General features: G+C 70.0%; 22 protein-coding genes and 1 tRNA gene. 10 read left to right on the top strand and 13 right to left on the bottom strand.

What is annotated here, in order from left to right; genetic code table 11:
• Positions 1–146 precede the first annotated feature (146 nt).
• The 3 genes from gltX to WHN02_RS25335 form a co-directional block, all read right to left on the bottom strand.
• On the bottom strand, positions 147–1,517 hold the full coding sequence (gene gltX / locus WHN02_RS25345) for a glutamate--tRNA ligase (RefSeq protein ID WP_434744064.1): 1,371 nt from the start codon (positions 1,515–1,517) through the stop codon (positions 147–149).
• Positions 1,518–1,699: 182 nt separating this feature from the next.
• Positions 1,700–2,977, bottom strand: a complete 1,278-nt coding sequence (locus WHN02_RS25340; protein ID WP_434741158.1) for an MFS transporter — start codon at positions 2,975–2,977, stop codon at positions 1,700–1,702.
• On the bottom strand, positions 2,974–4,317 hold the full coding sequence (locus WHN02_RS25335; protein ID WP_434741157.1) for a GH1 family beta-glucosidase: 1,344 nt from the start codon (positions 4,315–4,317) through the stop codon (positions 2,974–2,976). The genes WHN02_RS25340 and WHN02_RS25335 overlap by 4 nt, the downstream gene beginning before the upstream one ends.
• Positions 4,318–4,512: 195 nt before the next feature.
• On the opposite strand from WHN02_RS25335, the gene WHN02_RS25330 reads away from it, so the two are divergent.
• Positions 4,513–4,959 (top strand): SRPBCC family protein, encoded by a 447-nt coding sequence (locus WHN02_RS25330; protein WP_350894479.1) that lies wholly within the window; start codon positions 4,513–4,515, stop codon positions 4,957–4,959.
• Positions 4,960–5,170: 211 nt separating this feature from the next.
• Here the strand turns inward: WHN02_RS25330 and aceE are convergent, their stop codons facing one another.
• Positions 5,171–7,915, bottom strand: coding sequence for a pyruvate dehydrogenase (acetyl-transferring), homodimeric type (gene aceE, locus WHN02_RS25325; RefSeq protein ID WP_434741156.1), 2,745 nt, complete (start codon positions 7,913–7,915; stop codon positions 5,171–5,173).
• Positions 7,916–8,285: 370 nt separating this feature from the next.
• On the opposite strand from aceE, the gene WHN02_RS25320 reads away from it, so the two are divergent.
• The 6 genes from WHN02_RS25320 (at position 8,286) to WHN02_RS25295 (ending at position 12,965) form a co-directional block, all read left to right on the top strand.
• Positions 8,286–8,465 (top strand): hypothetical protein, encoded by a 180-nt coding sequence (locus WHN02_RS25320; RefSeq protein ID WP_350894481.1) that lies wholly within the window; start codon positions 8,286–8,288, stop codon positions 8,463–8,465.
• Positions 8,466–8,513: 48 nt separating this feature from the next.
• On the top strand, positions 8,514–8,918 hold the full coding sequence (locus WHN02_RS25315) for a secondary thiamine-phosphate synthase enzyme YjbQ (protein ID WP_434741155.1): 405 nt from the start codon (positions 8,514–8,516) through the stop codon (positions 8,916–8,918).
• 124 nt (positions 8,919–9,042) lie between these two features.
• Positions 9,043–11,694, top strand: coding sequence for a transketolase C-terminal domain-containing protein (locus WHN02_RS25310; RefSeq protein ID WP_434741154.1), 2,652 nt, complete (start codon positions 9,043–9,045; stop codon positions 11,692–11,694).
• Positions 11,695–11,805: 111 nt separating this feature from the next.
• Entirely contained in the window at positions 11,806–12,243 is a 438-nt protein-coding gene (locus WHN02_RS25305) for a DUF3052 domain-containing protein (RefSeq protein ID WP_350894484.1), read from the top strand.
• A 114-nt stretch (positions 12,244–12,357) separates the two neighbouring features.
• A complete protein-coding gene (locus WHN02_RS25300) occupies positions 12,358–12,825 on the top strand; it encodes a peroxiredoxin (protein WP_434741153.1) in 468 nt (155 codons plus the stop codon).
• Between the two features lie 68 nt (positions 12,826–12,893).
• Positions 12,894–12,965 (top strand) — tRNA-Val (locus WHN02_RS25295).
• 402 nt (positions 12,966–13,367) lie between these two features.
• On the opposite strand, the gene WHN02_RS25290 is transcribed toward WHN02_RS25295, so the two are convergent.
• From WHN02_RS25290 to WHN02_RS25275, 4 genes are all read right to left on the bottom strand, one after another.
• Positions 13,368–13,589, bottom strand: coding sequence for a hypothetical protein (locus tag WHN02_RS25290; protein ID WP_434741152.1), 222 nt, complete (start codon positions 13,587–13,589; stop codon positions 13,368–13,370).
• Positions 13,590–13,637: 48 nt separating this feature from the next.
• Complete coding sequence (locus WHN02_RS25285) at positions 13,638–14,324, bottom strand: nucleotidyltransferase domain-containing protein (protein WP_434741151.1); 687 nt, start codon at positions 14,322–14,324, stop codon at positions 13,638–13,640.
• A gap of 4 nt (positions 14,325–14,328) precedes the next feature.
• Positions 14,329–14,754, bottom strand: a complete 426-nt coding sequence (locus WHN02_RS25280) for a hypothetical protein (RefSeq protein ID WP_434741150.1) — start codon at positions 14,752–14,754, stop codon at positions 14,329–14,331.
• A 99-nt stretch (positions 14,755–14,853) separates the two neighbouring features.
• Positions 14,854–16,080 (bottom strand): helix-turn-helix domain-containing protein, encoded by a 1,227-nt coding sequence (locus WHN02_RS25275; RefSeq protein WP_434741149.1) that lies wholly within the window; start codon positions 16,078–16,080, stop codon positions 14,854–14,856.
• A gap of 342 nt (positions 16,081–16,422) precedes the next feature.
• On the opposite strand from WHN02_RS25275, the gene WHN02_RS25270 reads away from it, so the two are divergent.
• Positions 16,423–17,853: a hypothetical protein gene (locus WHN02_RS25270; protein WP_434741148.1), complete on the top strand. Its 1,431-nt coding sequence runs from the start codon at positions 16,423–16,425 to the stop codon at positions 17,851–17,853.
• On the opposite strand, the gene WHN02_RS25265 is transcribed toward WHN02_RS25270, so the two are convergent.
• Positions 17,836–18,870 carry an NAD-dependent epimerase/dehydratase family protein gene (locus WHN02_RS25265; protein WP_434741147.1) on the bottom strand — a complete coding sequence of 345 codons (1,035 nt, stop codon included), beginning with the start codon at positions 18,868–18,870 and terminating at the stop codon, positions 17,836–17,838. The two genes, WHN02_RS25270 and WHN02_RS25265, sit on opposite strands and share 18 nt — an antisense overlap.
• A 119-nt stretch (positions 18,871–18,989) precedes the next feature.
• Between WHN02_RS25265 and WHN02_RS25260 the strand changes: the two genes are divergently transcribed.
• Positions 18,990–19,655 (top strand): 2'-5' RNA ligase family protein, encoded by a 666-nt coding sequence (locus WHN02_RS25260; RefSeq protein ID WP_434741146.1) that lies wholly within the window; start codon positions 18,990–18,992, stop codon positions 19,653–19,655.
• A 167-nt stretch (positions 19,656–19,822) separates the two neighbouring features.
• Here the strand turns inward: WHN02_RS25260 and WHN02_RS25255 are convergent, their stop codons facing one another.
• On the bottom strand, positions 19,823–20,227 hold the full coding sequence (locus WHN02_RS25255; RefSeq protein WP_434741145.1) for a hypothetical protein: 405 nt from the start codon (positions 20,225–20,227) through the stop codon (positions 19,823–19,825).
• A complete protein-coding gene (locus WHN02_RS25250) occupies positions 20,224–20,532 on the bottom strand; it encodes a hypothetical protein (protein WP_434741144.1) in 309 nt (102 codons plus the stop codon). The genes WHN02_RS25255 and WHN02_RS25250 overlap by 4 nt, the downstream gene beginning before the upstream one ends.
• A 931-nt stretch (positions 20,533–21,463) precedes the next feature.
• On the opposite strand from WHN02_RS25250, the gene WHN02_RS25245 reads away from it, so the two are divergent.
• Positions 21,464–22,627 (top strand): polysaccharide pyruvyl transferase family protein, encoded by a 1,164-nt coding sequence (locus WHN02_RS25245; protein ID WP_434741143.1) that lies wholly within the window; start codon positions 21,464–21,466, stop codon positions 22,625–22,627.
• A gap of 117 nt (positions 22,628–22,744) precedes the next feature.
• Here the strand turns inward: WHN02_RS25245 and argG are convergent, their stop codons facing one another.
• On the bottom strand, positions 22,745–24,193 hold the full coding sequence (gene argG, locus WHN02_RS25240; protein WP_434741142.1) for an argininosuccinate synthase: 1,449 nt from the start codon (positions 24,191–24,193) through the stop codon (positions 22,745–22,747).
• Positions 24,194–24,310: 117 nt separating this feature from the next.
• Positions 24,311–24,514 (bottom strand): hypothetical protein, encoded by a 204-nt coding sequence (locus WHN02_RS25235; RefSeq protein WP_434741141.1) that lies wholly within the window; start codon positions 24,512–24,514, stop codon positions 24,311–24,313.
• Between the last annotated feature and the right edge of the window lie 60 nt (positions 24,515–24,574).

Raw genomic sequence — 24,574 nt, 5'->3', positions numbered from 1 at the left:
GAGGACGTCCGGCCCCGCCCGCTGGTGGCGGGCGGGGCCGGACGTCTCGTCGTGCGTCGGCCCACCGGGCGCCGGACGGCACCGGACGGCCGGGCGCCGGCTCAGGAAAGCCGGCCGCGGGCCGCTGCGGGTGGTCGGGCGTCGGCTCAGGGGAGCCGGACGCGGGCGGCGCGCAGCCGGGCCAGGGACCGGTCCCGGCCCAGCACCTCCAAGGACTCGAACAACGGCAACCCGACGGTACGACCGGTGACCGCTACCCGGACCGGCGCCTGGGCCTTGCCCAGCTTCAGACCCCGCTCGGCACCCACCGTCTCCAGCGTCGACTTGAGGGTGTCGGCGTTCCAGTCGGCCAGCGCGTCGAAGGCGGCGATCGCCGCGTCGAGCAGCTCGCCCGCCCCCTCCTTCATCGCCTTCTTCCAGGCCCCCTCGTCGATTAGCGGGTCGGCCAGGAAGAGGAAGTCGACGTTGGGCACGATCTCACTGAGTACCGCGATCCGGGTCTGGGCCAGCGGTGCGACGGCGGCGAAGGCGGCGGCGTCGAACTCCTCCGGCTGCCACGGCGGCGGCGGGATGGTGGCGGTGCCGGTCAGCCACGGCTGGCAGGCGGCGGTGAACTCGTCCACCGGCAGCGCCCGGATGTACTCCCCGTTGAACGCCCGCAGCTTCTTCTCGTCGAAGAACGCGGGAGAGGGGTTCACCTCCGGCAGCCGGAACTCGTCCTCGATGACCGACCAGGGCACGATCTCCCGGTCGCCGGAGGGGGCCCAGCCCAGCAGCATCAGGTAGTTGCGCATCGCGTCGGCGAGGTAGCCCTCGTCCTTGTACGCCTCCAGCGCCACCTTGTCCCGCCGCTTCGACAGCTTCTGCCGCTTCTCGTTGACGACCACCGGCACGTGCGCCCACACCGGCGGCTGCACCCCGAGGGCGTCCCACAGGAGCTGCTGCTTGGGGGTGTTGGGCAGGTGCTCCTCGGCCCGGATCACGTGGGTGATCCCCATGCTCATGTCGTCGACCACGTTGGCCAGCAGGAACACCGGCGAGCCGTCGCCCCGGGCGATGACGAAGTCCTCGATGAGCTTGTTCTCGAAGGTCGGCTCGCCCCGGATCAGGTCGACCACCACCGTGACGCCCTCGTCCGGGGTGCGGAACCGCAGGGCACGCCCCTCACCCGGGGGCAGCGCCCGGTCCCGGCAGAACCCGTCGTAGCCGGAGTACTGGGAGCCGCTGCGGGCCTGCACCGCGTCCCGGGTGCAGTCGCAGTAGTACGCCCGACCGGCGTCGTGCAGCCGCCCGGCGGCGGCCCGGTGCTGTTCGGCGTACGCCGACTGGAAGTAGGGACCCTCGTAGCTGCCGCGCTCGATGCCGATCCACTCCAGGGCGGAGAGGATCCCCTCGGTCCACTCGGGCTTGTTGCGCGCCGCGTCGGTGTCCTCGACGCGGAGCACGAACACCCCGCCCTGCTGCTTGGCGTAGATCCAGTTCTGCAGCGCCGAGCGGGCACCGCCGACGTGGAACATACCGGTCGGGGAAGGGGCGAAGCGTACACGTACCGTCACGTCCCCAGCCTACGGCCGCCGCCCCCGGCGTAAGGAAGGGCCCCTTGTCAACGCCTACGGTAGAGAGGGCCACCCCTCTCACGGATGGCGGCGCGCGGTGTCCGATCCCGGCGCGGTACGCGGGGGAGGCCGCCCGTCGGGGGTCACGGGACCGAGCGGATCTTCAGGACCAGGGCGCTGCCGAGGAGGGTGACCAGCGCGGTGACCACGTACAGGGTGGGGTAGCCGCCCAGATGGACCACGATCGGCGCGGAGATCACCGGCCCGAGGACCTGTGGGGCGCTGTTGGCGATGTTGATCACGCCGAGGTCCTTGGCCCGGTCGGTGGCCCGGGGGAGGACCTGCGTGATCAGGGCGGCGTCGACCGACAGGTAGACCCCGTACCCGGCACCGAGGATCAGCGCCGCGACCAGTGCCACCGGCCAGGTCGGTACGGCGGCCAGCAGCAGCGCGGCCACCGCCATCACCACCCCGGCGACGATCACGAAGATCCGACGCCGCCCCGAGCGGTCCGACAGCCGCCCGGCGATCACCGCGGTCCCCATCAGCCCGACCGTGTAGAGCAGGATCAGCATCAGCAGGGCACCGTGGGGATCCGGGTGGCGCACCTTGTCGGTGAGGAAGTAGAGCAGGTAGAGGGTGGCCAGCGCGTTGCCCACCTGCACCAGGAACCGGGTCAGCCAGGCCCAGGCGAAGTCCGGGTGCCGTCGGGGGTCGATCCACATCGAGGCGATCAGGGCGCGCAGCCGTACCGGCGGGCGGTGTGCCCGGGGCAGCGGGTCGTCGGTGGTGAGCAGGGCGAACGGGAGGGCCAGGACCAGGATCGCCGCCGCGACCGCCAGGTATCCGGCGGTGTTGCCCCGGACCAGGGCGGTGACCAGGACCGCCCCGGCGACCAGGCCGAGTGCCTGGGGGATGCCCACCCATCCGGCGACCCCGCCGCGTTGGGCGACCGGCACCCGGTCCGGGATCGCGGCGGTGAGACTGGCCAGCATCGCGTTGAAGCAGACCTGGGCGGCGACCCACCCCAGCGCGACTCCGAGGATGGTCCGCTGCTGGGCGAGCAGGACCAGGGCGAGGGCGCCGAGGACCGCCCCGCCGACGGTCCAGACGTGCCGGCGGCCGAACTCCCGCCCGCCCAGCCGCAGGCAGGTCCGGTCGGACCAGGCCCCGGCGAGCGGGTTGGCCAGGACGGCGGCGAGCGCGCCCAGCCCGGTGACCACGGCGAGCATGGCCTCCTTGTCGCCGGGGGCGATCTGCTCCACCTGCTGAGGCAGGAGCACCTGGATGGGGGTGAGGAAGGCCATCCAGACGCCGAGGTTCGCCGCGAAGGCCAACGTGATCCAACCCCGCCGGACCGGGACCGTCGGTTCGGCGAGCGCCGCAGGCAGCGCCGCCGGGATCGGGTCGACGGAGGTCACCGGCGGGGTGCGGCGCGGTGCGCCGCGATGAGGTCCCGGAACCAGGTGTAGGAGGACTTCGGGGTACGGGTCTGGGTGTCGTAGTCGACGTGGACCAGTCCGAACCGTTTGGTGAACCCCTCGGCCCACTCCCAGTTGTCCAGCAGGGACCAGACGTAGTAACCCTGGACGTCCACCCCGGCGGTGATCGCCTCGTGGACCGCGCGCAGGTGCCCGTCGAGGTACGCGATCCGGTCGGTGTCGACCACCCGCCCCTCGGCGTCGGGGCGGTCGTCGTACGCGCACCCGCTCTCGGTCACCTGGACGGGCGGGAGGGTGTCGCCGTACTCGGCGTGCAGCCAGACCAGGACGTCGCGCAGCCCGCCCGGCACCACCGGCCAGTCGCAGGCGGTGCGGGGGTACCCGTCGAGTTCGACGAGGTCGAAGGGGAGGGGTGAGCCTTCGGGGGCGGCCCGGATGCCGGTCGGGTTGTAGTAGTTGACACCGAGCACGTCGATCGGGGCGGCGATCACGTCGAGGTCGCCGTCGCGGACGGCGGGGGTGGTCAGGCCGGTGGGGTAGCCGCGGCCGAGCAGCGGATCGGTGAAGAGCCGGTTGTGCAGGGCGTGGTATCCGGCGGCGGCGGCCCGGTCGGCCTCGGTGTCCCCGACGGGGCGGACCGGGGAGTAGTGGTTGGTGATGGCCACCGGTCCGGCACCCCGGGCCCGCAGCGCCGCCACCGCCATCCCGTGTGCGAGCAACTGGTGGTGGGCGACGGGCAGGGCGTCGAGGAAGAGCGCCTGGCCGGGGGCGTGTTCACCGGTGCCGTGGCCGAGGCTGAGGTGGATGAACGGTTCGTTGAGGGTGATCCAGAGCTTCACCCGGTCGCCGAGGCGGGCGGCGACGGCGTCGGCGTACTCGGCGAAGCGTTCGGCGGTGTCCCGGTTCAGCCAGCCGCCGGTGTCCTGGAGCGGCTGTGGCAGGTCCCAGTGGAACAGGGTGGCGACCGGGTCGATCCCGGCGGTGAGCAGGTCGTCGACGAGCCGTTCGTAGAAGTCCAGTCCGGCCGGGTTGACAGGGCAGCCGCCGTCGGGGCGTACCCGGGGCCACGCCACCGAGAACCGGTACGCGTCGACGCCCAGGTCGGCCAGGAGTGCGACGTCGGTGGTGTGGCGGTGGTAGTGGTCGCAGGCGGTCGCGCCGCTGCTGCCGTCGACGATCCGTCCCGGCGTACCGGCGAAGGTGTCCCAGATGGAGGGAGCTCGTCCGTCGGCGTCGGCACCCCCCTCGATCTGGTACGCGGAGGTGGAGACCCCCCAACGGAAGCCGGAGGGGAACGCGGGGATCGGCGTGGTCGTCATGCACCCTCCACCAGAGACACATCCGAACGTGAACGGTGCTCGGAACTCTAGGGCGTGTCGACCGGGAAATCCATAGGCGGCCTGCGATCGGAGGGCAAGGGGATTCGGCGTGTCTTTTTCCGAACACGTCCCATTGCGTCCGTTTTGCCGCATAGAGTGACGAATATCGCGGATGTCCTCAATGGGGGAATAGAAATGATCCTCGTGGAACGTAGTGCACACGTGGCGGCGCCGGTGGAAGCGGTCTGGGAAGTCGTACAGCGGGCCGAGCAGTTGCCGGCCTGGCTGGCGGGAGTTCGCGCCGCCGAAGTCCTCTCGGGTGAGGGCTTCGGTCGGCGACAACTGGTCCAGGCCGGGCGCGGCGCGGCGCACGAAGCCGAGGTGATCGCCTACCAGGAGCCGACCCTGATCGGGTGGCGGGAGCGCGCCAAGGGCGCCGGTGCCCGGGCCGAGGCGCGGACCGAGATCTACGTGCAGCTCACCGCCGACGAGCAGCGGGGCGGCACAGTCGTCCGGCTCATCGTCGTACGCTGGCCGGCCGGACCGGTCAAGGCGGCCCTGCTGCGGCTCGGACTGCGCCGGGTCGGCGCGGACCTGGAGGACTCACTGGCCCGGCTGACCGACCTGGCCGCCGTCGGCTGACCGGTCCGTCTTCGGGAGTCGCCCGCGATGGCGGTGGGCACCCGGACGTTCCCGCCAGGAACGCCCGACCCCACCGCCTTTACCGTCCCCCCGGCACACCGGGGGGACCGTCCCCCGGGTCACCGGGGGACCTGAAAACGATCAAGGGGTTTGCGTCTGATTCTCGCCGAATCATGACGCAAACCCCTTGATCAACAGGGCCTGACGGGTGTCAGCTGTCGCCGCCGGTCTCGCCCACCGGAGCGGCACGGACGTCGTCGATGGCGTACTTCTGGGCCGCCTCGGCCGGCGCGGAGGCCGGGACCGCGCCACGACGGGCGAGCTGCCGCAGCGTCGCGACGACCACCGTCTCGGCGTCGACGTGGAAGTGCCGACGCAGCGCGTGCCGGGTGTCGGACAGGCCGAACCCGTCGGTGCCCAGGGACGTGTAGTCCCCCGGTACCCAGCGGGAGATCAGGTCCGGTACCGCGCGCATCCAGTCGCTGACCGCGACCTTCGGCCCCTCGGCGTCGGCCAGCTTCCGCTGGATGTAGGGCAACCGGGCCTCGGAACCCGGGTCGAGCAGGTTCTGCTCCTCACACTCCACGGCGTCGCGCCGCAGCTCCGTCCAGGAGGTCACCGACCAGACGTCGGCGGCCACCCCCCAGTCCTGGGCGAGCAGCTCCTGGGCCTTGAGCGCCCACTGCATGCCGGTCCCCGACGCCAGGATCTGCGCCTTCGGGCCCTCCGCCGCCGACGACGGGGCGGGGGAGTACCGGTAGATGCCCTTGAGCAGACCCTCGACGTCCACGTCGGCCGGCTCGGCCGGCTGGTGGATCGGCTCGTTGTAGATGGTGAGGTAGTAGAAGATGTTCTCCGGGTCCTCGCCGTACATCCGGTGCAGACCGTTCTCGACGATGTGCGCCAGCTCGTACCCGAACGCCGCGTCGTACGACACCACGGCCGGGTTCGTGGCGGCCAGCAACAGCGAGTGGCCGTCCTCGTGCTGGAGACCCTCACCGTTGAGCGTGGTCCGCCCGGCGGTGGCCCCGAGGACGAACCCCCGGGCCATCTGGTCGGCAGCCGCCCAGAACCCGTCACCGGTGCGCTGGAACCCGAACATCGAGTAGAAGATGTACATCGGGATCATCGGCTCGTCGTGCGTCGCGTACGCGCTGCCCGCAGCGGTGAACGAGGCGACCGAACCGGCCTCGTTGATCCCCTCGTGCAGGATCTGCCCGGCGGTCGACTCCTTGTACGACAGGAACAGGTCCCGGTCGACCGAGGTGTACTGCTGACCGTGCGGCGAGTAGATCTTCTGCGTCGGGAAGAGCGAGTCCATCCCGAAGGTCCGGGCCTCGTCCGGGATGATCGGCACCCAGCGCTTGCCGAACTCCTTGTCCTTCATGATGTCCTTGAGCAGCCGGACGAAGGCCATCGTGGTGGCGACCTTCTGCTTACCCGAACCACGCTTGACGTCGGAGAACCGCTCGGTGCCGGGGATCGTCAGCTTCTTGGTGCTGCGCCGCCGGGAGGGGAGGTACCCGCCCAGCTGCTGACGCCGCTCCTTGAGGTACTCGATCTCGTCGGACTTCTCGCCCGGGTTCAGGTACGGCGGGAGGTAGGGGTTCTCCTCCAGCACCGAGTCCGGGACGTCCAGGTAGAGCCGGTCGCGGAAGGTCTTCAGGTCCTCCAGCGTCAGCTTCTTCATCTGGTGGGTGGCGTTGCGGCCCTCGAAGTGCGAGCCCAGCGTCCAACCCTTGATCGTCTTGGCCAGGATCACCGTCGGCTGCCCGGTGTGCTCCGTCGCCGCCTTGTAGGCCGCGTAGAGCTTGCGGTAGTCGTGGCCACCCCGCTTGAGGTTCCAGATCTCGTCGTCGGAGAGCCCCTCGACCATCTTGCGGGTCCGGGCGTCCCGGCCGAAGAAGTGCTCCCTGACGTACGAGCCGGACTCGGCCTTGTACGTCTGGTAGTCACCGTCGAGCGTGGTGTTCATCAGGTTCACCAGGGCACCGTCGGTGTCCGCCGCGAGCAGCGGGTCCCACTCCCGACCCCAGACCACCTTGATGACGTTCCACCCGGCACCCCGGAAGAACGCCTCCAGCTCCTGCATCACCTTGCCGTTGCCGCGTACCGGCCCGTCCAGGCGCTGCAGGTTGCAGTTGATGACGAAGGTGAGGTTGTCCAGCTCCTCGCGGGCGGCCACGCCGATCGCGCCGAGCGACTCGACCTCGTCCATCTCGCCGTCACCGAGGAACGCCCAGACGTTCTGGTCGGACGTGTCCTTGATGCCCCGGTGGTGCAGGTACCGGTTGAACCGGGCCTGGTAGATGGCGTTCAGCGGACCCAGGCCCATGGAGACCGTCGGGAACTCCCAGAAGTCCGACATCAGCCGGGGGTGCGGGTACGACGGCAGTCCGCCGCCGGGGTGCGACACCTCCTGCCGGAACCCGTCGAGCTGGTGCTCGGTCAGCCGCCCCTCCAGGAACGCCCGCGCGTACATCCCGGGCGAGGCGTGGCCCTGGTAGAAGATGTGGTCCCCGCCGCCGGGGTGTTCCTTGCCCCGGAAGAAGTGGTTGAAGCCCACCTCGTACAGCGACGCGGAGCTGGCGAACGTGGAGATGTGGCCGCCGACGCCGATCTCCGGGCGCTGCGCCCGGTGCACCAGCATGGCCGCGTTCCACCGGACGTACGCCCGGATCCGTCGTTCGACGTGCTCGTCGCCGGGGAACCAGGGTTCGCTCTCCGGTGCGATGGTGTTGATGTAGTCGGTGGTGGTCAGGGACGGGACCCCGACCTGGCGCTCGCGGGCTCGTTCGAGCAGGCGCAGCATGACGTACCGGGCGCGTTTGGTTCCACGCTCGTCGATGACACCATCGAGCGACTCGACCCATTCGCCGGTCTCTTCTGGGTCGATGTCCGGAAGCTGGCTCGGCAGACCAGCGGTGATCACCGGGCGCTTGCGTTCCGTAGCCACAGGCGTTCCCTCGGTTGTGTGTGGGACAGGTCTCTAGCGCCATCCTGCCCTTTGGTGGACCCCCGCGTCACGTCTGCGACCCACAGACGCGACACTCAACACAGGTACCGACCGGTAATTTCATCGCAACAGGTCGGTTTCCTGTCGGTATGGCACAACGCTGACCTGCGATTTCGGCGCTTCCCGGAGGGGTCGACGCGATCCGACCCCCGGTGACCGAGGGTCACCGGTGAGCCGTCAACCGGGCGGGTCCCGGGCGGTCGACGACACCGATTCGGGCATCGGTGCGCCCGACGGGTTGCGTACCGAGGGTGGTTGTGCCTCCGGCGCGGTGATCGTCCGATTGCGCAGCGGTCCTACCGTACGGTCCATGACGAGACGGCGGGCCGGGGCGGGCGTACTCATCCTGGCCGGGGCACTGATCCTGCTGGTGGCGCTGGTCGCAGCGACCGGGGGTGACGTCGGCATCGCACCCGTCGGCCTGGTCGGACTGGTCCTGTTGGCGGTCGGCCTGCGGCTGCTGCCCCCCACCTGTGAGGGCGGGGGCTGATCGTCGCTCGCGGCGCGGTCCTGCGGCGGGTACGGCAGAATGCGGCGTATGCGCAGCGAGGTGATCACCGTACAGACCGGATCCCGTCCCACCGTCCGGGACATCACCGGCGAGGCGGAGCAGTTCGTGTCCGGTCGGGGCGACGGACTCCTGCACGTGTTCGTCCCGCACGCCACCGCCGGACTGGCGATCGTCGAGACCGGTGCCGGCTCCGACGACGACCTCCTCACCGCCCTCGACGAACTGCTGCCCACCGACGACCGGTGGCGGCACCGGCACGGCTCCCGGGGGCACGGACGCGACCACGTCCTGCCCGCCTTCGTGCCGCCGTACGCGTCGGTGCCGGTCCTGGACGGGCGTCTCGCCCTCGGGACCTGGCAGTCGATCTGCCTCGTCGACACCAACGGGGACAACCCGACCCGCCAGGTCCGCTTCTCCTTCCTCCCCGGCTGACCCCGGACCTCCCCGGCCGACCCCGGGAATTCGATGGACCCCTGTCGATAGCCGGGGGTTCGGGGTCGAATGTGTCCCGACGACCGGGGAGTGTCCGAGTGGGCGGAGGCGGTCGAATTCGGTAATGCTGTCGGACGTGAGCACCCCGCAAAACCTCGACGAGCGGTTCCGGGAGGAACTGGCCGCGCTGGCTGGTCCGGATCAGCGACGTGACCTCGGCGAGCCGGTTGCCCCGAGCCCGGTGCCGACCGACGACCGCACCGACCCGGCCGGCGACGACACGCCCGCCGCCCCGGACCCCGCCGCCACCGGGCTGCCACCGCAGGACCCGCTGACCGGGGCACGGGCGCTGGAGCTGTTCCAGGCGCAGGTCGTCAGCCGACAGCTCGACCTGGCCGGTCGGTGGCTGTACAGCTTCGGCGAGGGCTTCCACACCACCGCCTCGGCCGGACACGAGGGCAACGCGGCGGTGGCAGCCGCACTGCGCCCCACCGACCCCGCGCTGCTGCACTACCGCTCCGGGGCGTTCTACTGCTACCGCGCCGGCCAGGTCGCCACCGACCCCGCCACCGACCCCGCCGCCGCGCCTCCCGCCGACGGCCCTGCCGCGAGCAACCCCGGCGGCCCTGTCACGAGTAGTCCCGACGGACCCGCCCCGGGTGCCCTCGACGGATCCGTTGTGGGTGTCCCTGACGACCCTGCCGCGATCGGGGCCGACGACGCCGCCGCGACAGCCTCCGGCGGCCCGCACGGGCCGCCTTCGGGTGTCGAGGTCGGTGCGCCCTACCTGGACGCGGCCCGGGACGTACTGCGGGGGATGGTCGCCTCGGCCCGGGAACCGCTCGCCGGAGGCCGGGACAAGGTGTTCGGTCGGGCCGACCTGAACCTGGTGCCCGTGACCGCCACCGCCGCCACCCACCTGCCGCGCGCCGTCGGCCTCGGGCTGGCCCTGGAACGGCTGCGCCGGGTGGACGTCTCCGCCGACCAGGACGCCCGTACCGGCCCGGATCCCTCCGCCGGTACGGACTCCGACGGGCCCGGCGGCGACGCCGGAGGCGGCCCCTGGCCCCCGGACGCCATCGTGGTCGCCTCGTTCGGCGACGCGGCGGTCAACCATGCCAGCGCCACCACCGCCCTCAACACGGCCGGGTGGTGCGACCACACCGGGCTGCGGGTGCCGATCCTCTTCGTCTGCGAGGACAACGGCCTCGGCAGCGGTGTCCGCTCACCTCGGGGCTGGGTGGAGCAGGCGCTGCGGTCCCGCCCCGGCGTCCGGTACTTCGCCGCCGACGGCACCGACCTGGAACAGACGTACCGGGTGGCGGGCGCGGCAGCGGCCTGGGTACGTCGCCACCGCCGCCCCGCTGTGCTCCACCTGGACACGGTACGGCTGATGGGGCACGAGGCCGAGGACGACACCGGATACCGTGCAGCGGCCGAGATCGACGCCGACCTGGCCCGCGACCCGCTCCTCGCCACCGCCCGGGCCCTCGTCGCGGGCGGCTTCGTCACCGCCGAGGACCTCCTCTCACGCTACGACGAGGCGGGCTGGCAGGTGCGTCGACTGGCCGAGGAGGTGATCGAGGAACCGAAGCTCGCCGAGCCGACCGAGGTCCTCTCCCCGCTGGCACCCCGCCGACCGGTACGGGTCTCCCGGGCGGTGGCCGACGCGGCGGCCCGGGCCGCCGGACCGAACGCCGCCGCCCGCGCCGAGGCGTTCGGCGGCAAACCGCCCGAGTTAGCCGGCCCGCTGACCCTGGCGGAGAGCATCAACGCCGCTCTCACCGACGGGATGCTGGCCCATCCGCAGATGGCGGTCTTCGGGCAGGACGTCGCCGCCCGGGGCGGACTGTTCGGGGTCACCGAGGCGCTGCGGGACCGGTTCGGTCCGGCCCGGGTCTTCGACACCCTCCTCGACGAGACCTCCATCCTCGGCCTCGGCCTCGGTGCCGGACTCGCCGGACTGCTGCCCGTCCCCGAGATCCAGCACCTGTCGTACCTGCACCACGCCGAGGACCAGCTGCGCCAGGAGGCGGCCGCCCTCCAGTTCCTGTCCCAGGGGGCGCTGCGCAACCCGATGGTGGTCCGGGTGGCCGGGCTGGCGTACCAGGAGGGTCCGGGCGGGCCGACCCGCAACGACAACGCGGTGGGCATCCTGCGGGACGTGCCGGGCCTGGTGGTGGCGGTGCCGGCCCGCCCCGACGACGCCGCCCCGATGTTGCGTACCTGCCTGGCCAGCGCCGTGGTGGACGGCACGGTGGCCGTCTTCCTGGAGCCCGGTGCCCTCTACCAGGCCCGGGACCTGTACACCGACGGTGACGGCGAGTGGCTCGGGGAGTACGCCGAACCCGCCGCCTGGAGCGCGGGACACGTCCCGATCGGCCGGGCCCGGGTGTACGGGGTCGGCTCCGCCGAGGACCTCACCATCGTGACGTTCGGTAACGGGGTCAGGTTGTCGCTGCGGGCGGCGGCCACCCTCGCCGACGAGGGGTTCGGTAGCCGGGTGGTGGATCTGCGCTGGCTGGCACCGCTCCCGGTGGCCGATCTGATCCGGGAGGCCTCGGCCACGGGCCGGGTGCTGGTCGTCGACGAGACCCGGCGGACCGGCGGGGTGGGTGAGGGGGTGATCGCCGCCCTCGTCGACGCGGGATACGTTGGGGCGGTACGCAGAGTGGCAGCGGTTGACTCGTTTGTACCATTAGGCCCGGCTGCCCGTCAGGTTCTGGTCTCCGAGGATGCCATCACCCAGGGTGCCCGTACGCTGCTGGCGCGGTAAATTCCGTTCCACCCGGTGCGCCACTTGCGCGCGGCGGCACAAGTGTGTGGACTTGCCCTGACGGCGTCGTGACGCGATGCCGGGCAGCACGAGATGAGGAGGCACGCGACAGTGAGCGCGACCGCTGGTCAGGCCGCCGACGGGGTACGTAGCCTCGCGGACCGGTTCGGAATCGAGCCGGGGATGGTCGTCATGGAGATGGGGTACGACGAGGACGTCGACCACGAACTTCGTGACGCCCTTGCCGACCGTTGTGGGGACCTGGTCGACGAGGACACCGACGAGGTGGTCGACGCGGTGCTGGTGTGGCACCGCGACGACGACGGAGACCTCTTCGAGCTTCTCGTGGACGCCCTCGGCCCGCTGGCCGACAACGGGGTCGTGTGGCTGCTGACGCCCAAGTCCGGCCGCGACGGACACGTCGAGCCGAGCGAGGTGGCCGAGTCCGCCCAGACCGCCGGCCTCCAGCAGACCTCGACCATCAGCGCCGGCCCGGACTGGAGCGGCGCCCGCCTGGTCCTGCGCCGGGGCAGCAAGGCCAAGAAGTAGCAACCGGCGCCCCCACCGGCCGGCGGAGGGTCGCCGACCCCGGTGGGACGGGACACGGCCTGACCCACCGGCGTGTGGCAGGCTGGGTCGACCGTGACTACCCAAGGAGCTCGCATGCCGATCGAGGTTGGTGCCCAGGCACCGGACTTCGTGCTGAAGGACCAGAACAACCAGGAGGTCAAGCTCTCCGACTTCCGGGGCAAGCGGACCGTCCTGCTGGTCTTCTACCCCCTCGCCTTCACCGGTGTCTGCCGTGGCGAGCTGTGCGAGGTGCGGGACAACCTCAACCAGTACGTCAACGACGACGTCCAGGTCCTCACCGTCAGCGTCGACTCGGTCTACGCGCACAAGATCTGGGCCGACCAGGAGGGCTACCAGTTCCCCCTGCTGGCCGACTTCTGGCCGCACGGCGCGGTGGCCCAGTCGTACGGCGTGTTCAACGACGTGGCCGGGATCGCCAACCGGGGCACCTTCGTCATCGACCGGGACGGCGTGGTCCGGTTCGCCGAGATGAACCTGCCCGGCGAGGCCCGTGACCAGGAGGCCTGGCGCAAGGCGCTGGCCGAGACCGCCGCCGCCTGATCCCGTTCGACCGGGTCGGTGGCCGGCAGGTAAGCTGACCAGCCACCGGCCCGCGTCTGCGGCGTACCGGGCGCGTAGCTCAGTGGGAGAGCACTCGCCTTACAAGCGAGGGGTCGCAGGTTCGAAACCTGCCGCGCCCACACCCCCCTTCCCGCCAGGGAAAAACGTGGTTCGCACCGAATCGGCACGGCGCTTGATCGCTCACGCAGCACTCGCTCAGCGCGTGCGCCTCCACCGCGACTCGCCACTTCATCCAGCCGTCAGATCGATCCAGGCCACCTGGAAGCATCCCCGATGTTCGGGGTGACTCCAGGGAGGGCTCCTTGCGACGGGGAGGCATGAAACATGCTTCGGAGGAGATCCGTATGGTAGAAGCGCTGCATCATGGCTGATGCGCGTGTTTGACATGCCTGTTCAGCAAGCACTCACTTGTCCGCTTCTCGTCGGCGGCGACCCTTCACCACGAGAGAGATCTTGGAGCGTGTCGGCCCCTGGAGGGGCCACCGACTTCCACTGTCGCGGCGGGGCGAAGGTCTGAAGGGTCAGTCGTAGAGGTCGGGGCGCCACAGGGTGGCTGCACGGGGGTCCGGCTTCGGCGGGACCTGCAACCAGGTGTCGTAACCGGGTCTGCGCAGTCGCATCCCGGCGAGCCGGTGCCGTACCCGCCGAAGGGCACCTGGCGTCCGGATGCAGATCAAGAGCAGGGTCACCGCCGCCACCAGGTTGACCGCTCCGAGGACCAGCGCGCCGACGATCAGTCTCACGACGTTCGATGGTACGAGACCCGGCGGGACCACAGAGGGTGGGAGTCGTCAGGCCGGGTCCAGGTAGGCCCGCCTGACCCGGAGCAGCCACGCCTCGACGGTGGCCCGGTCGGGTCGGATCGGCAGCGGGGACGTGACCGAGTCGAACCGGGCCTGCGCGTCGGCCAGGACCGGGCGGGCGATCTCCGGGTTCGTGGCCACTGCGGTTCCGAAGTCGACGTACCGCTGGGGGTCGTCGAGTCGGATCGGCAGGCGTCCGGTGGCGTACAGGGCGAGACCCTGGTCGAGGAGGCGGAGCAGGTGTCGGCCGTGTTTGGCCTGGCGGTTGCGCATCTTCGACGCGAACCGGCCGGTGTCGAGCAGCCGCTTGAACTGGGCGGTGGCGTACCCCAGGTAGGCGTCCCGGACCCGGGGGGCGCAGAGGAACGCCGACCGGATCGCGATCAGGTCGGCACCGAGGTCGGTGCGAACCTCGTACAGGTCGTCGGGGAGCCAGAGCAGCTCGGCGACCGTCGGGTTTCCGGCGAGCAGGAGCGTGGCCGCCTTCGCCGCCTCGTGGTAGGTGACGTCCGGATCGTGGTGCACGATCGACGCGGTACGCCCGGTGGGCGGGTCGAGGCCGTGGAAGGCGACAGTGGGCGCGGCGTACACACCGAGCCGGTCCACGTCGGACCCCGGCCCGGCGAGGCCGTAGGCGGTGGAGCCGACGATGCCGGTGAGGAGCAGGTTCGCCATCACGTCAGAAGTCCCCCTCGGCCACCTGGAGGCAGGTCAGGCCGAACTCGTCCCGCCACATCCGGACCACCTGGTCACGGTCGTCGAGGACGAAGGCCACCTCGTACCGGTCCCGGACCAGGGTCCGGTACATCTCCGCCTTGACCACCGAGTCCTTCCGGTTGTCCCGTTGTGGGCGCAGGTGCAGGTCGTCGTAGGGGACACGCTGGGCGTCGAGCCACAGCTCGGTCTGCCACCGGCACACCTCGTCCCGCCCGGAGAGCAGAATGATCCGGTGCCGTCCGGCGGCGGCGAGGGTCTGGACGAGTTCGACGACTGCCGGGTTCGGCAGGTCCTCGCCGACCCTGCCCCAGTCGAAGGGGGACCGGTCCCCCCGCAGGGCGAGGGTCCCGTCGACGTCGACGAGAACGGCTCGGGTACGGCTGGTCATCGCCGGGCCTCCCCTCGATCGCGGTCCGGTGCCCACCTTTCCTGATCATGCTCGCCGTGGACCGGCGGCACCAGCGGATAACCCGTCCGGGCTCACCCCTCACAGCGCTATCCGGAGGGTCGCAGCGAGGTGGGCGAGGGCGGGATCGGCGTGGGAGGAACGACGGAGCAGGGTACGCAACGTGCTGCGGGCGGCGGGGCGGTGACGTACCTCGGTGGGGGCGGTCCGGTCGGCGAGCAGCAGCGCCCGACCTGCCTCCGGCAGGTCGTTTCGACGCAGGAAACCACCGGCGACGTCGACCAGGTAACCGGCCCGCAGTTCCAGGGTGAGCCGCTGGAAGGCCGGGTCGACGACGAGTTCCCGGTGCAGCCGAAGCGGGTCGGGGTGCTCGTCCAGGTCGAGGGCGGCGGTGACCCGGGTCAGCGTGACCAGGGTCGGGCCGAAGCTCGTGCCCTGGTGCTGATGGTCGTCGCCGAGTGAGTCAGCGATCTCGACGGCGTGCTCCAGTAGGTCTGCGCTGCTGTGTCGGTCGCCGTGCCTGGCGGTGGCCCGGGCAGCCTGGAGCAGCAGAGCGCCGTACACCCGGAGGTGTTCCGGATCGGCGGTGGGCGGGTCGGGCGGCGCGAGGCTGTCGGCGACGGCGAGGGCGACCTCCCACGCGTGGCGGGGGCGGCCCAGGGCGCTGACCACCCGGACGAGGGCCACGGTCGCCGAGGCGACGAGGAGGGGGTCAGCGGTTCGCCGACAGGTCGTCATGGCCCGGTCGGCGGTCAGCCAGGCCGTCGCCAGCTCACCCAGCTTGTGCAGTACCGCCGAGGTGACCTGGTACACCTGCCCCAACAGTCGGCAGGGGGCCGGGTCGTCGGGTTGCGCGGCTCGGGTGAGCTGCGCGTCGGACAACAACCCCGGCAGGGTACGCAGCAGGTGCCGGTAGTCGGCGTGCCCGAAAGCCAGCCAGGCGTGCGCCACTCGTGCCGCTAGGGCAGCACGGCTCGGCTCGGTGTGGCCGGTGCGGGCAAGAGCAGCGTCGTACCGGAAAAGGACGGTCCGTAACGGGTCCAGTTCGGTCCCGATCAGCGGATCGATCGCCCCGCCGGTCCGCTGTGCGGGCGGGGGATCGGTGCCGAGCAGGAGTTCGACGTCGATCCGGAGCGCGACGGCGATGTCCTGGAGGGTCGACAGCTTGTCCAACCGGCGGACACCCCGCTCCACCTTGTCAACCCAGCTCTTGGACTTGCCGATGGCGTCGGCGAACACCTGCTGCGACATCGCCCGCCGACTGCGCCAGTACGCCACCCGTCGCCCGACCGGCAGTTCACTGCCCACAGCGGTAGCCCCGCTTCTGCCCGTATGTGAGCAACGGTGCCTGTCGCGTCAACGGCGTCAGCCGAACCGTCGGCCCGTCATTCCACCTGTGCCGCGCCTCCGGCTTTCCCCGCTGCCGCTCTGCCTCGTCCAGGATCCGCTGCCGTGCAGCCCTGAACTCCGCCTCCTGCACCGCCTGGCCCAAGTCGCTGCTCCGAGGGGAATTCCGACTTCTAGCCGAACGCCGTCGGACCCAGCCCCAACCCGGTCCTGAGAAACGGCGGACACGGGATGCGAACTGCCTCAGCTTGACAATCATGATCGCTCCTTCGAGTATCTGATCTGGTGGCCCTGGGATTCCGGATGGGATTCCTGTTCGCAAAAGTTCTGCTTCCGGACTTCGGCTCGATCTGGCCGACCTCAATAACCGATGGGAATCAGGGTCTGGCAGGCTCACTGGTGTGGCCAGGCAATGGCAGTGCAAGATGGGGGCAACGCGATGCAATCGAGCGAGCCGAGGTTGCGGTGAAGATCGAGCAGTGGACGGGAAGGTCAGCTTCCCTGCTTCAGCAAGCAGCGGGGATGACCAACGAGGGTTTTGCTGAGTGGCTCGGGGTCAGTGTCCGAACAGTTGCCTACTGGCGAAGCCGGCCGGCGACTATCCTCGGAAGGGCGAACCAGGAGATCCTGGCTACTGCTCTTGGCAGAATTTCAGACGTGGTGAGCCGGCGATTCTGGAACCTCGCCGGGGAAAGTCATGACTCCCTGGAGGAATTTCCTGCCGAAGGTGGTGTCGGTCGTCTGCTGGCCAAGGCGGCAGAGTTCATGTCCGAAGACCGCCTGTTGGCTTCCTGCTCCGTTTCGGTTGAGAGCAGGGATCTGCTGCAGGAGGAAGTCGACTCACTCGCCCGATGCGGAGGTATGTCGGCTTCCGAGACTTTTGGAGTGGCGTACGAGATATGTGAGAACGCGCGAGCCCTCGCGTATTCGAGCCGTCGCCCTCGTGAACTTGTCGATCTTTACCTGATCCTTGCTCAGTCGGTCGGCCTGATGGCTTCATCCGCATTCGACCTTGGGTTCTGGCGTGAATCCGCAACCCTGGCACGGGCTTCGACGCAGTATGCCGATCTCGCTGGCCATGCATCTATGAAGGCGTGGACTTATGGGCTCCGCATGACGCTGCATAATTGGCGTAATGAGCCAGGGGTGGCTCTCGACCTGCTGGCGAAGGCGTTGATCGGGGCACCTGAAGGGGAGTCGAAGTTTAGGTTGCACCATATTGCTGCTCGGTCACGAGCGATTCTTGGTGACTCGGTGGGAGTGGCCGAGATGCTGAGTCACGCACGCAGGGATCGGGATGTCGCCGCCGGTGGCCCGGATGATCTGGGTGAATTCGGTGGAGAGTTCTCTTTCGGTGTGGCCAGGGCTGAGGCGTGTGCGGCGGCCGCATGGCTGGATGTGTCAGAGGGTAAGAAGGCAGCGAAGTGCACGAGCGAGGCCCTGCGGTTGTATAGAAATATGCCCGAAGTGCGTCGCCCCTACTCCCAGGTCGCCGGAACCCAGATTGATCTGGGGGCGGCATGTCTGCTGACAGGGGACCGGGATGCTGCCGTCAGTGCTCTTCGATCGATTCTTGATCTTCCCCAACAGAAACGGAACACTTCCCTCGTGGGGCGGATGTCAAAGGTGTCCCACATCCTTGCCGCTCCGCAGTGGCGAAAAGATGCCGTAGCGGGTCAGGTGGCGGAGGAGGTTTCCCTCTGGCTCAGCGGAGCGTCAAGAAGCAGAACCTGACGAACGCGCCCAGGCGGCAAGAATCTGTGCTTCCTTCCTCCGGTCGAGGCCGATCTCCATGGAACGCTCATGCGCGTTCGTCGGATTGGAATCAATCAGCCAGCGCCAGGTATCCAGGACGGTGTCGACCAGGGGGCGACAGGCCAACCCCACTCTCGCTGCCCGGGTCGCATCGACCTGCCAGACTCCCGGATGCGTCCGCCAGAGAGGAAGTTCCGACCACTGTCGGACACCTGCGCTCGTCAGCACGTCGTCCGGCAACCAGGTGAAATCGGGCCGTCCGCCGGTAACCTCGGCACACGAGCTGACCAGGTCGGCGAAGGTGGACCTTCCGATGGGTGCGCAGACGTTGTAACACCCCGACCGTTCGTCAATGATCATTTGCAGGGCGAAGGCGGCTAGGTCCCGTACGTCGACCGGTTGGATCGACCGTCGGGGTGGAGCAGGCACGAGCACCGGCCCGCCGGACGCGATGCGGTGCAGCCACCAGGGCAACCGGCCGACATACTCGCGCGGCCCAAGAATGACACCCGGCCGCAGGACCGTCGTCCGATGTTCACCGAAGGCCAACCGGACGGCGTTCTCACACCCCGACTTCTGGTAGCCGTAGCGGGTGGGGCCGTCCTCGGTGTCGGTACCGTGATCTTCTCCGGCGTCGGCAGGGCAGGCCAGGATGGGCGACTCCTCGGTGAGTGGCTCAGCCGGCCAGTCCCGATACACGCTGACTGTGGAGAGAAAGACGTATCGATCGACGACATGCGCCAACGCCCCAGCCACATCGAGGGTGTTGCGCGGAACGTATCCCGAGGTGTCCACCACCGCGTCCCACCTTCCGGTCGACGCGAGCATGGCGACGTCGTCAGGCCGACTGCGGTCTCCGCGTCGGGCGTCGACCCCTGCAAGGTCGTCACCCGCGCGGCCCCGGTTGAAGGTGGTGACCTCCCAGCCGAGTTCGAGAGCAGTGGCCACCACCGCGTGTCCGACGAAGCGGGTTCCACCCAGCACCAGCAGTCGCATGGCAGGATCATGCCCCCTTCCGTCCCGTCGTGGCGGATCGAATTGAGACCATCGATGACCATGGGGTGTCGCAGCGGCCCGAGAAGGCAGCTGGACTGTCGGATATCTAGGGCGGGCAGATGAGCATCGAGCATGTCGAGGCTATGCAGGACCACTGGTGGTGGCGACCCGGTTGGCGGGTGGGCCGACGGTTTTACGCCTGTCACTTCGAGTTGGGCGAACAGAGCGCTCTGGTCGACCTGGTAGCCCGGTGGCAGGTCGTACTACGGGATTTCTCGGGGCTCGATCTCATCCCCGGTCGGTGGTTGCATCTGACCACTGAGGGGATCGGCTTCGTGGACGAGGTGGGCTCCGACGAGGTTGTGGAGTTGCGGCAGCAGTTGTCCGTCCGGCTGGCCGCGCTGTCGACACCCGTGGTCACCTTCCACCGGCCGGTGGTCCGGCCGGAGGCCGTCTACCTGCCCGCCACACCGGTGGAGTCGATCGAAGCTGTCCGCTCGACCATCCGTGACGTCGCCACCGAAATGTTCGGTGACGACCGTGTCGAGGCGACACCAGCGCAGTTCCGTCCGCACGTCAGCATCGCCTACTCGAACACCGGCCAGCCGTCCCGACCCATCGCAGAGGCGCTGTCCCGTGTCGACGTCGATCCTGTCACGGTGGCCCTCGACCGGATCGGGTTCCTGGAGTTCCACCGGGACTACCGCATGTACGAGTGGACGACGGTGGAACGGTTGGGCATCGGGTGCTGCTCGAAGTGGAGTCGTGACGCTGCCCGAGGGTGATCTGCCCCGGGGCTGGTCGTCCGCCAGACCGTTCGGACCGATCACGGTGGTGCGCTCGGCACTCCGCGACATCGTCGCGGAGTGCCGAGCCGGGTTGCAAGCCGTTGTTGGAGATCCTGGCGGGATCACCGCCGACGCCGAACCACTCCCTGCGATGGGTCCCCGTGTCAGCCGGGAAAGTAGATCACCGGCAGGAAGCCTTCGTCTCCGTACGCCTTGCCATCGCTGGTGAGTAGGGATGCGTCGTGTTCGAAGGCGGCCACCAGGGCTGCGGCGCAGTCGAGGTGGCCGGTGAGGTTGCGCCAGTACGACAACTCCAGCCAGTCCTCGCCGGAGGTGGACAGCATGGCGCAGGCCTCCCGCCCGAACAGCGCCTGCAGGAGCGACCGTTCGGTGGGATCGGTGATGCTCGCCAAGGCCTCAGCGGCGGCCACGGATGGCACGCCGAACCGGACACCGTCCTCGGTGACCTCGTGCAACGGCTCGGCGACGTGCATCGAGCCGGCGGCGTAGGCACACAGCGCGGACCGATCAAGGATGAGCCGTACGGGTAGCTGGTCGGCGTTGCTCATGCGGCCGAGGGCTGGGTCAGGTGGCCGGGCTCGTCGAGCGCTCCCTGGCGGGCGCGTTCCCGCACGGCGGCCCGTCGTTGCGGGGTCCACTCGGCTTCGACGGCAGCCCGGCGGGCGCGGGCATTGGCCACCCCTTCGGGGGTCACCTCGATTCCGAACTCCCGGTGCAGTGCAGCGAGTTCGTCCAGCCTTATCCGGGCACGGACGGTCTCGACGAGGAAAGCGCTGGTGTTCTCCTCGCGTTCCAGGCGTTCCGCCACGTCCTCCGGCACGGAGATCGACAACTTGCGGTACCGCTCGGTCATACCGGCATCCTATCCCGGTACGACCGTGTGTCGTACCGACACGTGGGTAACGGGAGAAGCCGAATCCGGTTACGGTTTCGGTGGGCGGGAACGGCCATGACGGGCGGTATGCGGGAGGGCGACGAGGTGGCAGACCAGCCGGGCGCGTACGACCACGACCTGCATGACGACCCCGACTTCTCGGCTTATGCCTTCAACCAGCCGGATCCCGTGGAGGCTCCGATCGGGCAGGCGCAGGCGGAGCAGCCTCCGTCGAAGTCGAGTCCGACCGGAAAGCGGCGACTGGACCCCACCGATCCGAAGCTGACGCCTCAGCAGCGGGCGGGACTGCGGTACCGGGCACGCCAGGCGGCACCACCCGACCAGCCCCTGGACCCGGCTATCGCACCGCGCCCCACCGGGCGGCCGAAAAGCGATCCGGCGAGGCAGGGACGCGTTGGCCGCTCTGCCCCTCGGGTGCGGCTCGACCCCGATGACGAGAATCTCACCGCCATGCAGCGGGTGGGCCTGCGGCATCGGCAACGGCAGAAGGCCATCCGTGCCGGCGATGCGCCCGACGAGAGCTGCGCCCTGCGGTCGCCGGGCCGTCCCCGGGGTTCCACCCGCCGATCCGGCCGACAGGGTCCGGGCACCGGGCAGACGGGTCCGAGTCGTCCGACAGACGAGGTGACCGTCGCCCAGGTTGCCGCGATGTCCCTGAGGGACGGGCCTTCGGACACCAGGGGAGCCGGCGGGCCGACCACGCCCGCGTCACCTTCCCCCGGGTCCGGTCGGGAGACCTCCCCGACGTACCGGGGACGTGCCTGAAGGGGATTTGTCGGGAATCCTCCGGGACCGGGTCCTGGCGGTGGACGGGTGACGGTCGTAGCCGTTCGCATGTCCGCCCGGGAAGCGGGAACCCGGGGGCATCTCGACGAAGGGAAGAGCGGGCATGGGCGACGGGACCGGACTGGCCATCGGGGTGCTCGGCTCCTACGGCGGACGCAACCTCGGCGACGAGGCGATCCTCACCGGCCTGCTCACCGACCTGCGCGAGCAGGAGCCCGACGGGCGGATCACCGTCTTCTCCCGCAACCCCGAACACACCCGCCGCGCCCACCCGGACGTGCGGGCGGTGCCGTGGGAGGGGGTCAGCCGGGTCGACTCCTCGGTGATCCTCGACGAACTGGACCTGCTGATCCTCGGCGGCGGGGGGATCCTCTACGACCGGGAGGCCCGCCGCTACATGCGGGTGGTCCGGGCCGCCCAGGAGCGGGGGCTGCCCCTGCTGACGTACGCGGTCGGGGCCGGGCCGCTGACCGACGCGGTGGACACCGAGATGGTCCGGGACACCCTGTCCCGGGCGATCGAGGTGACGGTACGCGACGAGGAGTCCCGGGTGGTGCTGGAGGAGACGGGTCTACTCAACCCGATCACCGTCACCGGGGACCCGGCGTTCCTGCTGCGACCTGAGGAGTTCCCCGCCCACCTGCTGCGTGAGGAGGGGGTGCCGACCGGGGCTCGACTGGTCGGGATGAGCGTCCGGGAGCCGGGGCGGGCCGCCGAGCGCCTCGACGTCGACGGGTACCACCGTCTCCTCGCCCAGATCGGCGACTTCCTGGTCCACCGGATCGACGCGTACGTCCTGTTCGTGCCGATGGAGCGCGACGACATCCGGCACTCGCACGGGGTGATGTCGCACATGACCGCCGCCGACCGGGGTCGGATCCTGCACGGGGAGTACTCGCCGGGGCAGGTGCTGGGGCTGATGCGGCACTTCGACATCGCCGTCGGGATGCGGCTGCACTTCCTGATCTTCGCCGCGATGAGCGGCACCCCGTTCCTGCCTCTGCCGTACGCGGGGAAGGTCTTCGACCTTGCGGTACGGCTGGGCGTACCGGCGCTCAAGGGGGTGGCCCGGGAGGTCGAGGGTCCCCTGCTGGCCGAGGTCGACCGGCTCTGGGACGAGCGGGATGCCCGGGCCGAGGCGACCGCCCGCCGGGTCGCCGACGTGTGCGAAGAGGCCCGGGGGACCTCTCAGGTCACCCGGGCCGTTCTCGACAGCATCCGCACCCGGACCCTGGCCGGTGCCCCGGATCCGGTGACCCGACCCTGACCCCGGCCCGTGCCCGCGAACCAGGACGGGTCCCCGCCGGTGAGCCGGTCCCCGCCGCCGACGAGCAGCCAGCCGCCGACAAGCCGACGAGCAGGTCAGCCGCCGACGATCCGTCGGTCAGTCGACGCCGAACTCCATCGCGGCCCGGTCGAGCGCCTGGTCCTCCTCGGAGGTGATCCCCCGGGAGGCGATCGCCTCGGCCCCGCCCTCGGGCATCGCTCCGATCAGCCCGGTCGAGGCCGCCTGGGCGGCACCGACGAGGCGCTGCGGGGCGGCGCCGACCAGCCCGAGGGTGGCGTACTGCTCCAGCTTGGCCCGGGAGTCGGCGATGTCCAGGTTGCGCATGGTGAGCTGGCCGATGCGGTCCGACGGGCCGAAGGCCGAGTCCTCGGTACGCTCCATCGACAGCTTGTCCGGGTGGTAGCTGAACGCCGGGCCGGTGGTGTCCAGGATCGAGTAGTCCTCGCCCCGACGCAGCCGTACCGTCACCTCGCCGGTGACCGCCGTACCGACCCAGCGCTGCAACGACTCGCGCAGCATCAGGGCCTGCGGGTCCAGCCACCGGCCCTCGTACATCAGCCGGCCGAGACGCCGGCCCTCGCTGTGGTAGTTGGCGAGGGTGTCCTCGTTGTGGATCGCGTTGACCAGCCGCTCGTACGCGATGTGCAGCAGGGCCATGCCGGGGGCCTCGTAGATGCCCCGGCTCTTGGCCTCGATGATCCGGTTCTCGATCTGGTCGGACATGCCCAGTCCGTGCCGACCGCCGATGGCGTTGGCCTCCAGGACCAGGTCGACGGCGTTGGCGAACTCCTTGCCGTTGATCGTCACCGGTCGGCCCTGCTCGAACCCGATGGTGACGTCCTCGGTGAGGATCTCCACCGACGGGTCCCAGAACCGGACACCCATGATCGGGTTGACGGTCTCGATCCCGGTGTCGAGGTGCTCCAGCGTCTTGGCCTCGTGGGTGGCGCCCCAGATGTTGGCGTCGGTGGAGTACGCCTTCTCGGTGCTGTCCCGGTAGGGCAGGTCGTGCGCCAGGAGCCACTCCGACATCTCCTTGCGCCCACCGAGTTCGGTGACGAAGTCGGTGTCGAGCCAGGGCTTGTAGATGCGCAGTTGCGGGTTGGCCAGCAGGCCGTACCGGTAGAACCGCTCGATGTCGTTGCCCTTGAACGTCGAGCCGTCGCCCCAGATCTGGACGTCGTCGGCGATCATCGCCCGGACCAGGAGGGTGCCGGTGACGGCCCGACCCAGCGGGGTGGTGTTGAAGTACGCCCGACCGCCGGACCTGATGTGGAAGGCGCCGCAGGTCAGCGCGGCGAGGCCCTCCTCGACCAGGGCGGCGCGGCAGTCGACCAGGCGGGCGACCTCCGCCCCGTAGGCGAGCGCGCGACCGGGCACCGAGGCGATGTCGGGCTCGTCGTACTGGCCGATGTCGGCGGTGTAGGCGCAGGGGACCGCGCCCTTGTCGCGCATCCACGCGACCGCCACCGAGGTGTCGAGGCCGCCGGAGAAGGCGATGCCGACACGTTCACCGGTGGGCAGGGAGGTGAGAACCTTGGACACGAGTAAAAGTATGCACTGAACTGCATGGCCATGCAAATCTGGTTTCCGAGAGGACCCCGGCACCTTCAGCCGAGGGGTTGCAGCCCGCTGAGCCGAGGGGTCCCGGGTCCCCTGCGATCAGACCGCGGGACCGCGCCAGCAGTACCGCCAGCCGTCTCCCTCGGAGACCGACTCCAGCTCGTAGATCTGCGCCCCGGCCAGCCCCGCCGACCCGAGGTGGTGGTGGGTCAACGGCGGACGGCCGTTCGGGTCCAGCTCGACGGTGACGGTCTCGCCGTCGGCCTCGCCGCCGACCAGGGGGATGAGTGCCGTGGAAGCCATGCGCCCATCCTGCCCCGACCCGGCGACGGGCGCAGGGGATGCGCGACTTGGCCGCCGGGA

Source organism: Micromonospora sp. SH-82, from assembly GCF_051132485.1.
Taxonomy (GTDB): domain Bacteria; phylum Actinomycetota; class Actinomycetes; order Mycobacteriales; family Micromonosporaceae; genus Micromonospora.
This window is presented reverse-complemented; position numbering and strand designations above follow the sequence as displayed.

What these genes read in the sequence shown, in the direction of transcription:
- WHN02_RS25260 (WP_434741146.1), top strand. Translation starts at nt 18,990, where the DNA reads ATGAGCATCGAGCATGTCGAGGCTATGCAGGACCACTGGTGGTGGCGA.
- WHN02_RS25235 (WP_434741141.1), bottom strand. Translation starts at nt 24,514, where the DNA reads ATGGCTTCCACGGCACTCATCCCCCTGGTCGGCGGCGAGGCCGACGGC.
- WHN02_RS25285 (WP_434741151.1), bottom strand. Translation starts at nt 14,324, where the DNA reads ATGGCGAACCTGCTCCTCACCGGCATCGTCGGCTCCACCGCCTACGGC.
- WHN02_RS25330 (WP_350894479.1), top strand. Translation starts at nt 4,513, where the DNA reads ATGATCCTCGTGGAACGTAGTGCACACGTGGCGGCGCCGGTGGAAGCG.
- WHN02_RS25245 (WP_434741143.1), top strand. Translation starts at nt 21,464, where the DNA reads ATGGGCGACGGGACCGGACTGGCCATCGGGGTGCTCGGCTCCTACGGC.
- WHN02_RS25250 (WP_434741144.1), bottom strand. Translation starts at nt 20,532, where the DNA reads ATGACCGAGCGGTACCGCAAGTTGTCGATCTCCGTGCCGGAGGACGTG.
- WHN02_RS25335 (WP_434741157.1), bottom strand. Translation starts at nt 4,317, where the DNA reads ATGACGACCACGCCGATCCCCGCGTTCCCCTCCGGCTTCCGTTGGGGG.
- WHN02_RS25270 (WP_434741148.1), top strand. Translation starts at nt 16,423, where the DNA reads ATGGGATTCCTGTTCGCAAAAGTTCTGCTTCCGGACTTCGGCTCGATC.
- WHN02_RS25320 (WP_350894481.1), top strand. Translation starts at nt 8,286, where the DNA reads ATGACGAGACGGCGGGCCGGGGCGGGCGTACTCATCCTGGCCGGGGCA.
- WHN02_RS25265 (WP_434741147.1), bottom strand. Translation starts at nt 18,870, where the DNA reads ATGCGACTGCTGGTGCTGGGTGGAACCCGCTTCGTCGGACACGCGGTG.
- WHN02_RS25310 (WP_434741154.1), top strand. Translation starts at nt 9,043, where the DNA reads ATGCTGTCGGACGTGAGCACCCCGCAAAACCTCGACGAGCGGTTCCGG.
- gltX (WP_434744064.1), bottom strand. Translation starts at nt 1,517, where the DNA reads ATGTTCCACGTCGGCGGTGCCCGCTCGGCGCTGCAGAACTGGATCTAC.
- WHN02_RS25300 (WP_434741153.1), top strand. Translation starts at nt 12,358, where the DNA reads ATGCCGATCGAGGTTGGTGCCCAGGCACCGGACTTCGTGCTGAAGGAC.
- WHN02_RS25315 (WP_434741155.1), top strand. Translation starts at nt 8,514, where the DNA reads ATGCGCAGCGAGGTGATCACCGTACAGACCGGATCCCGTCCCACCGTC.
- WHN02_RS25280 (WP_434741150.1), bottom strand. Translation starts at nt 14,754, where the DNA reads ATGACCAGCCGTACCCGAGCCGTTCTCGTCGACGTCGACGGGACCCTC.
- WHN02_RS25255 (WP_434741145.1), bottom strand. Translation starts at nt 20,227, where the DNA reads ATGAGCAACGCCGACCAGCTACCCGTACGGCTCATCCTTGATCGGTCC.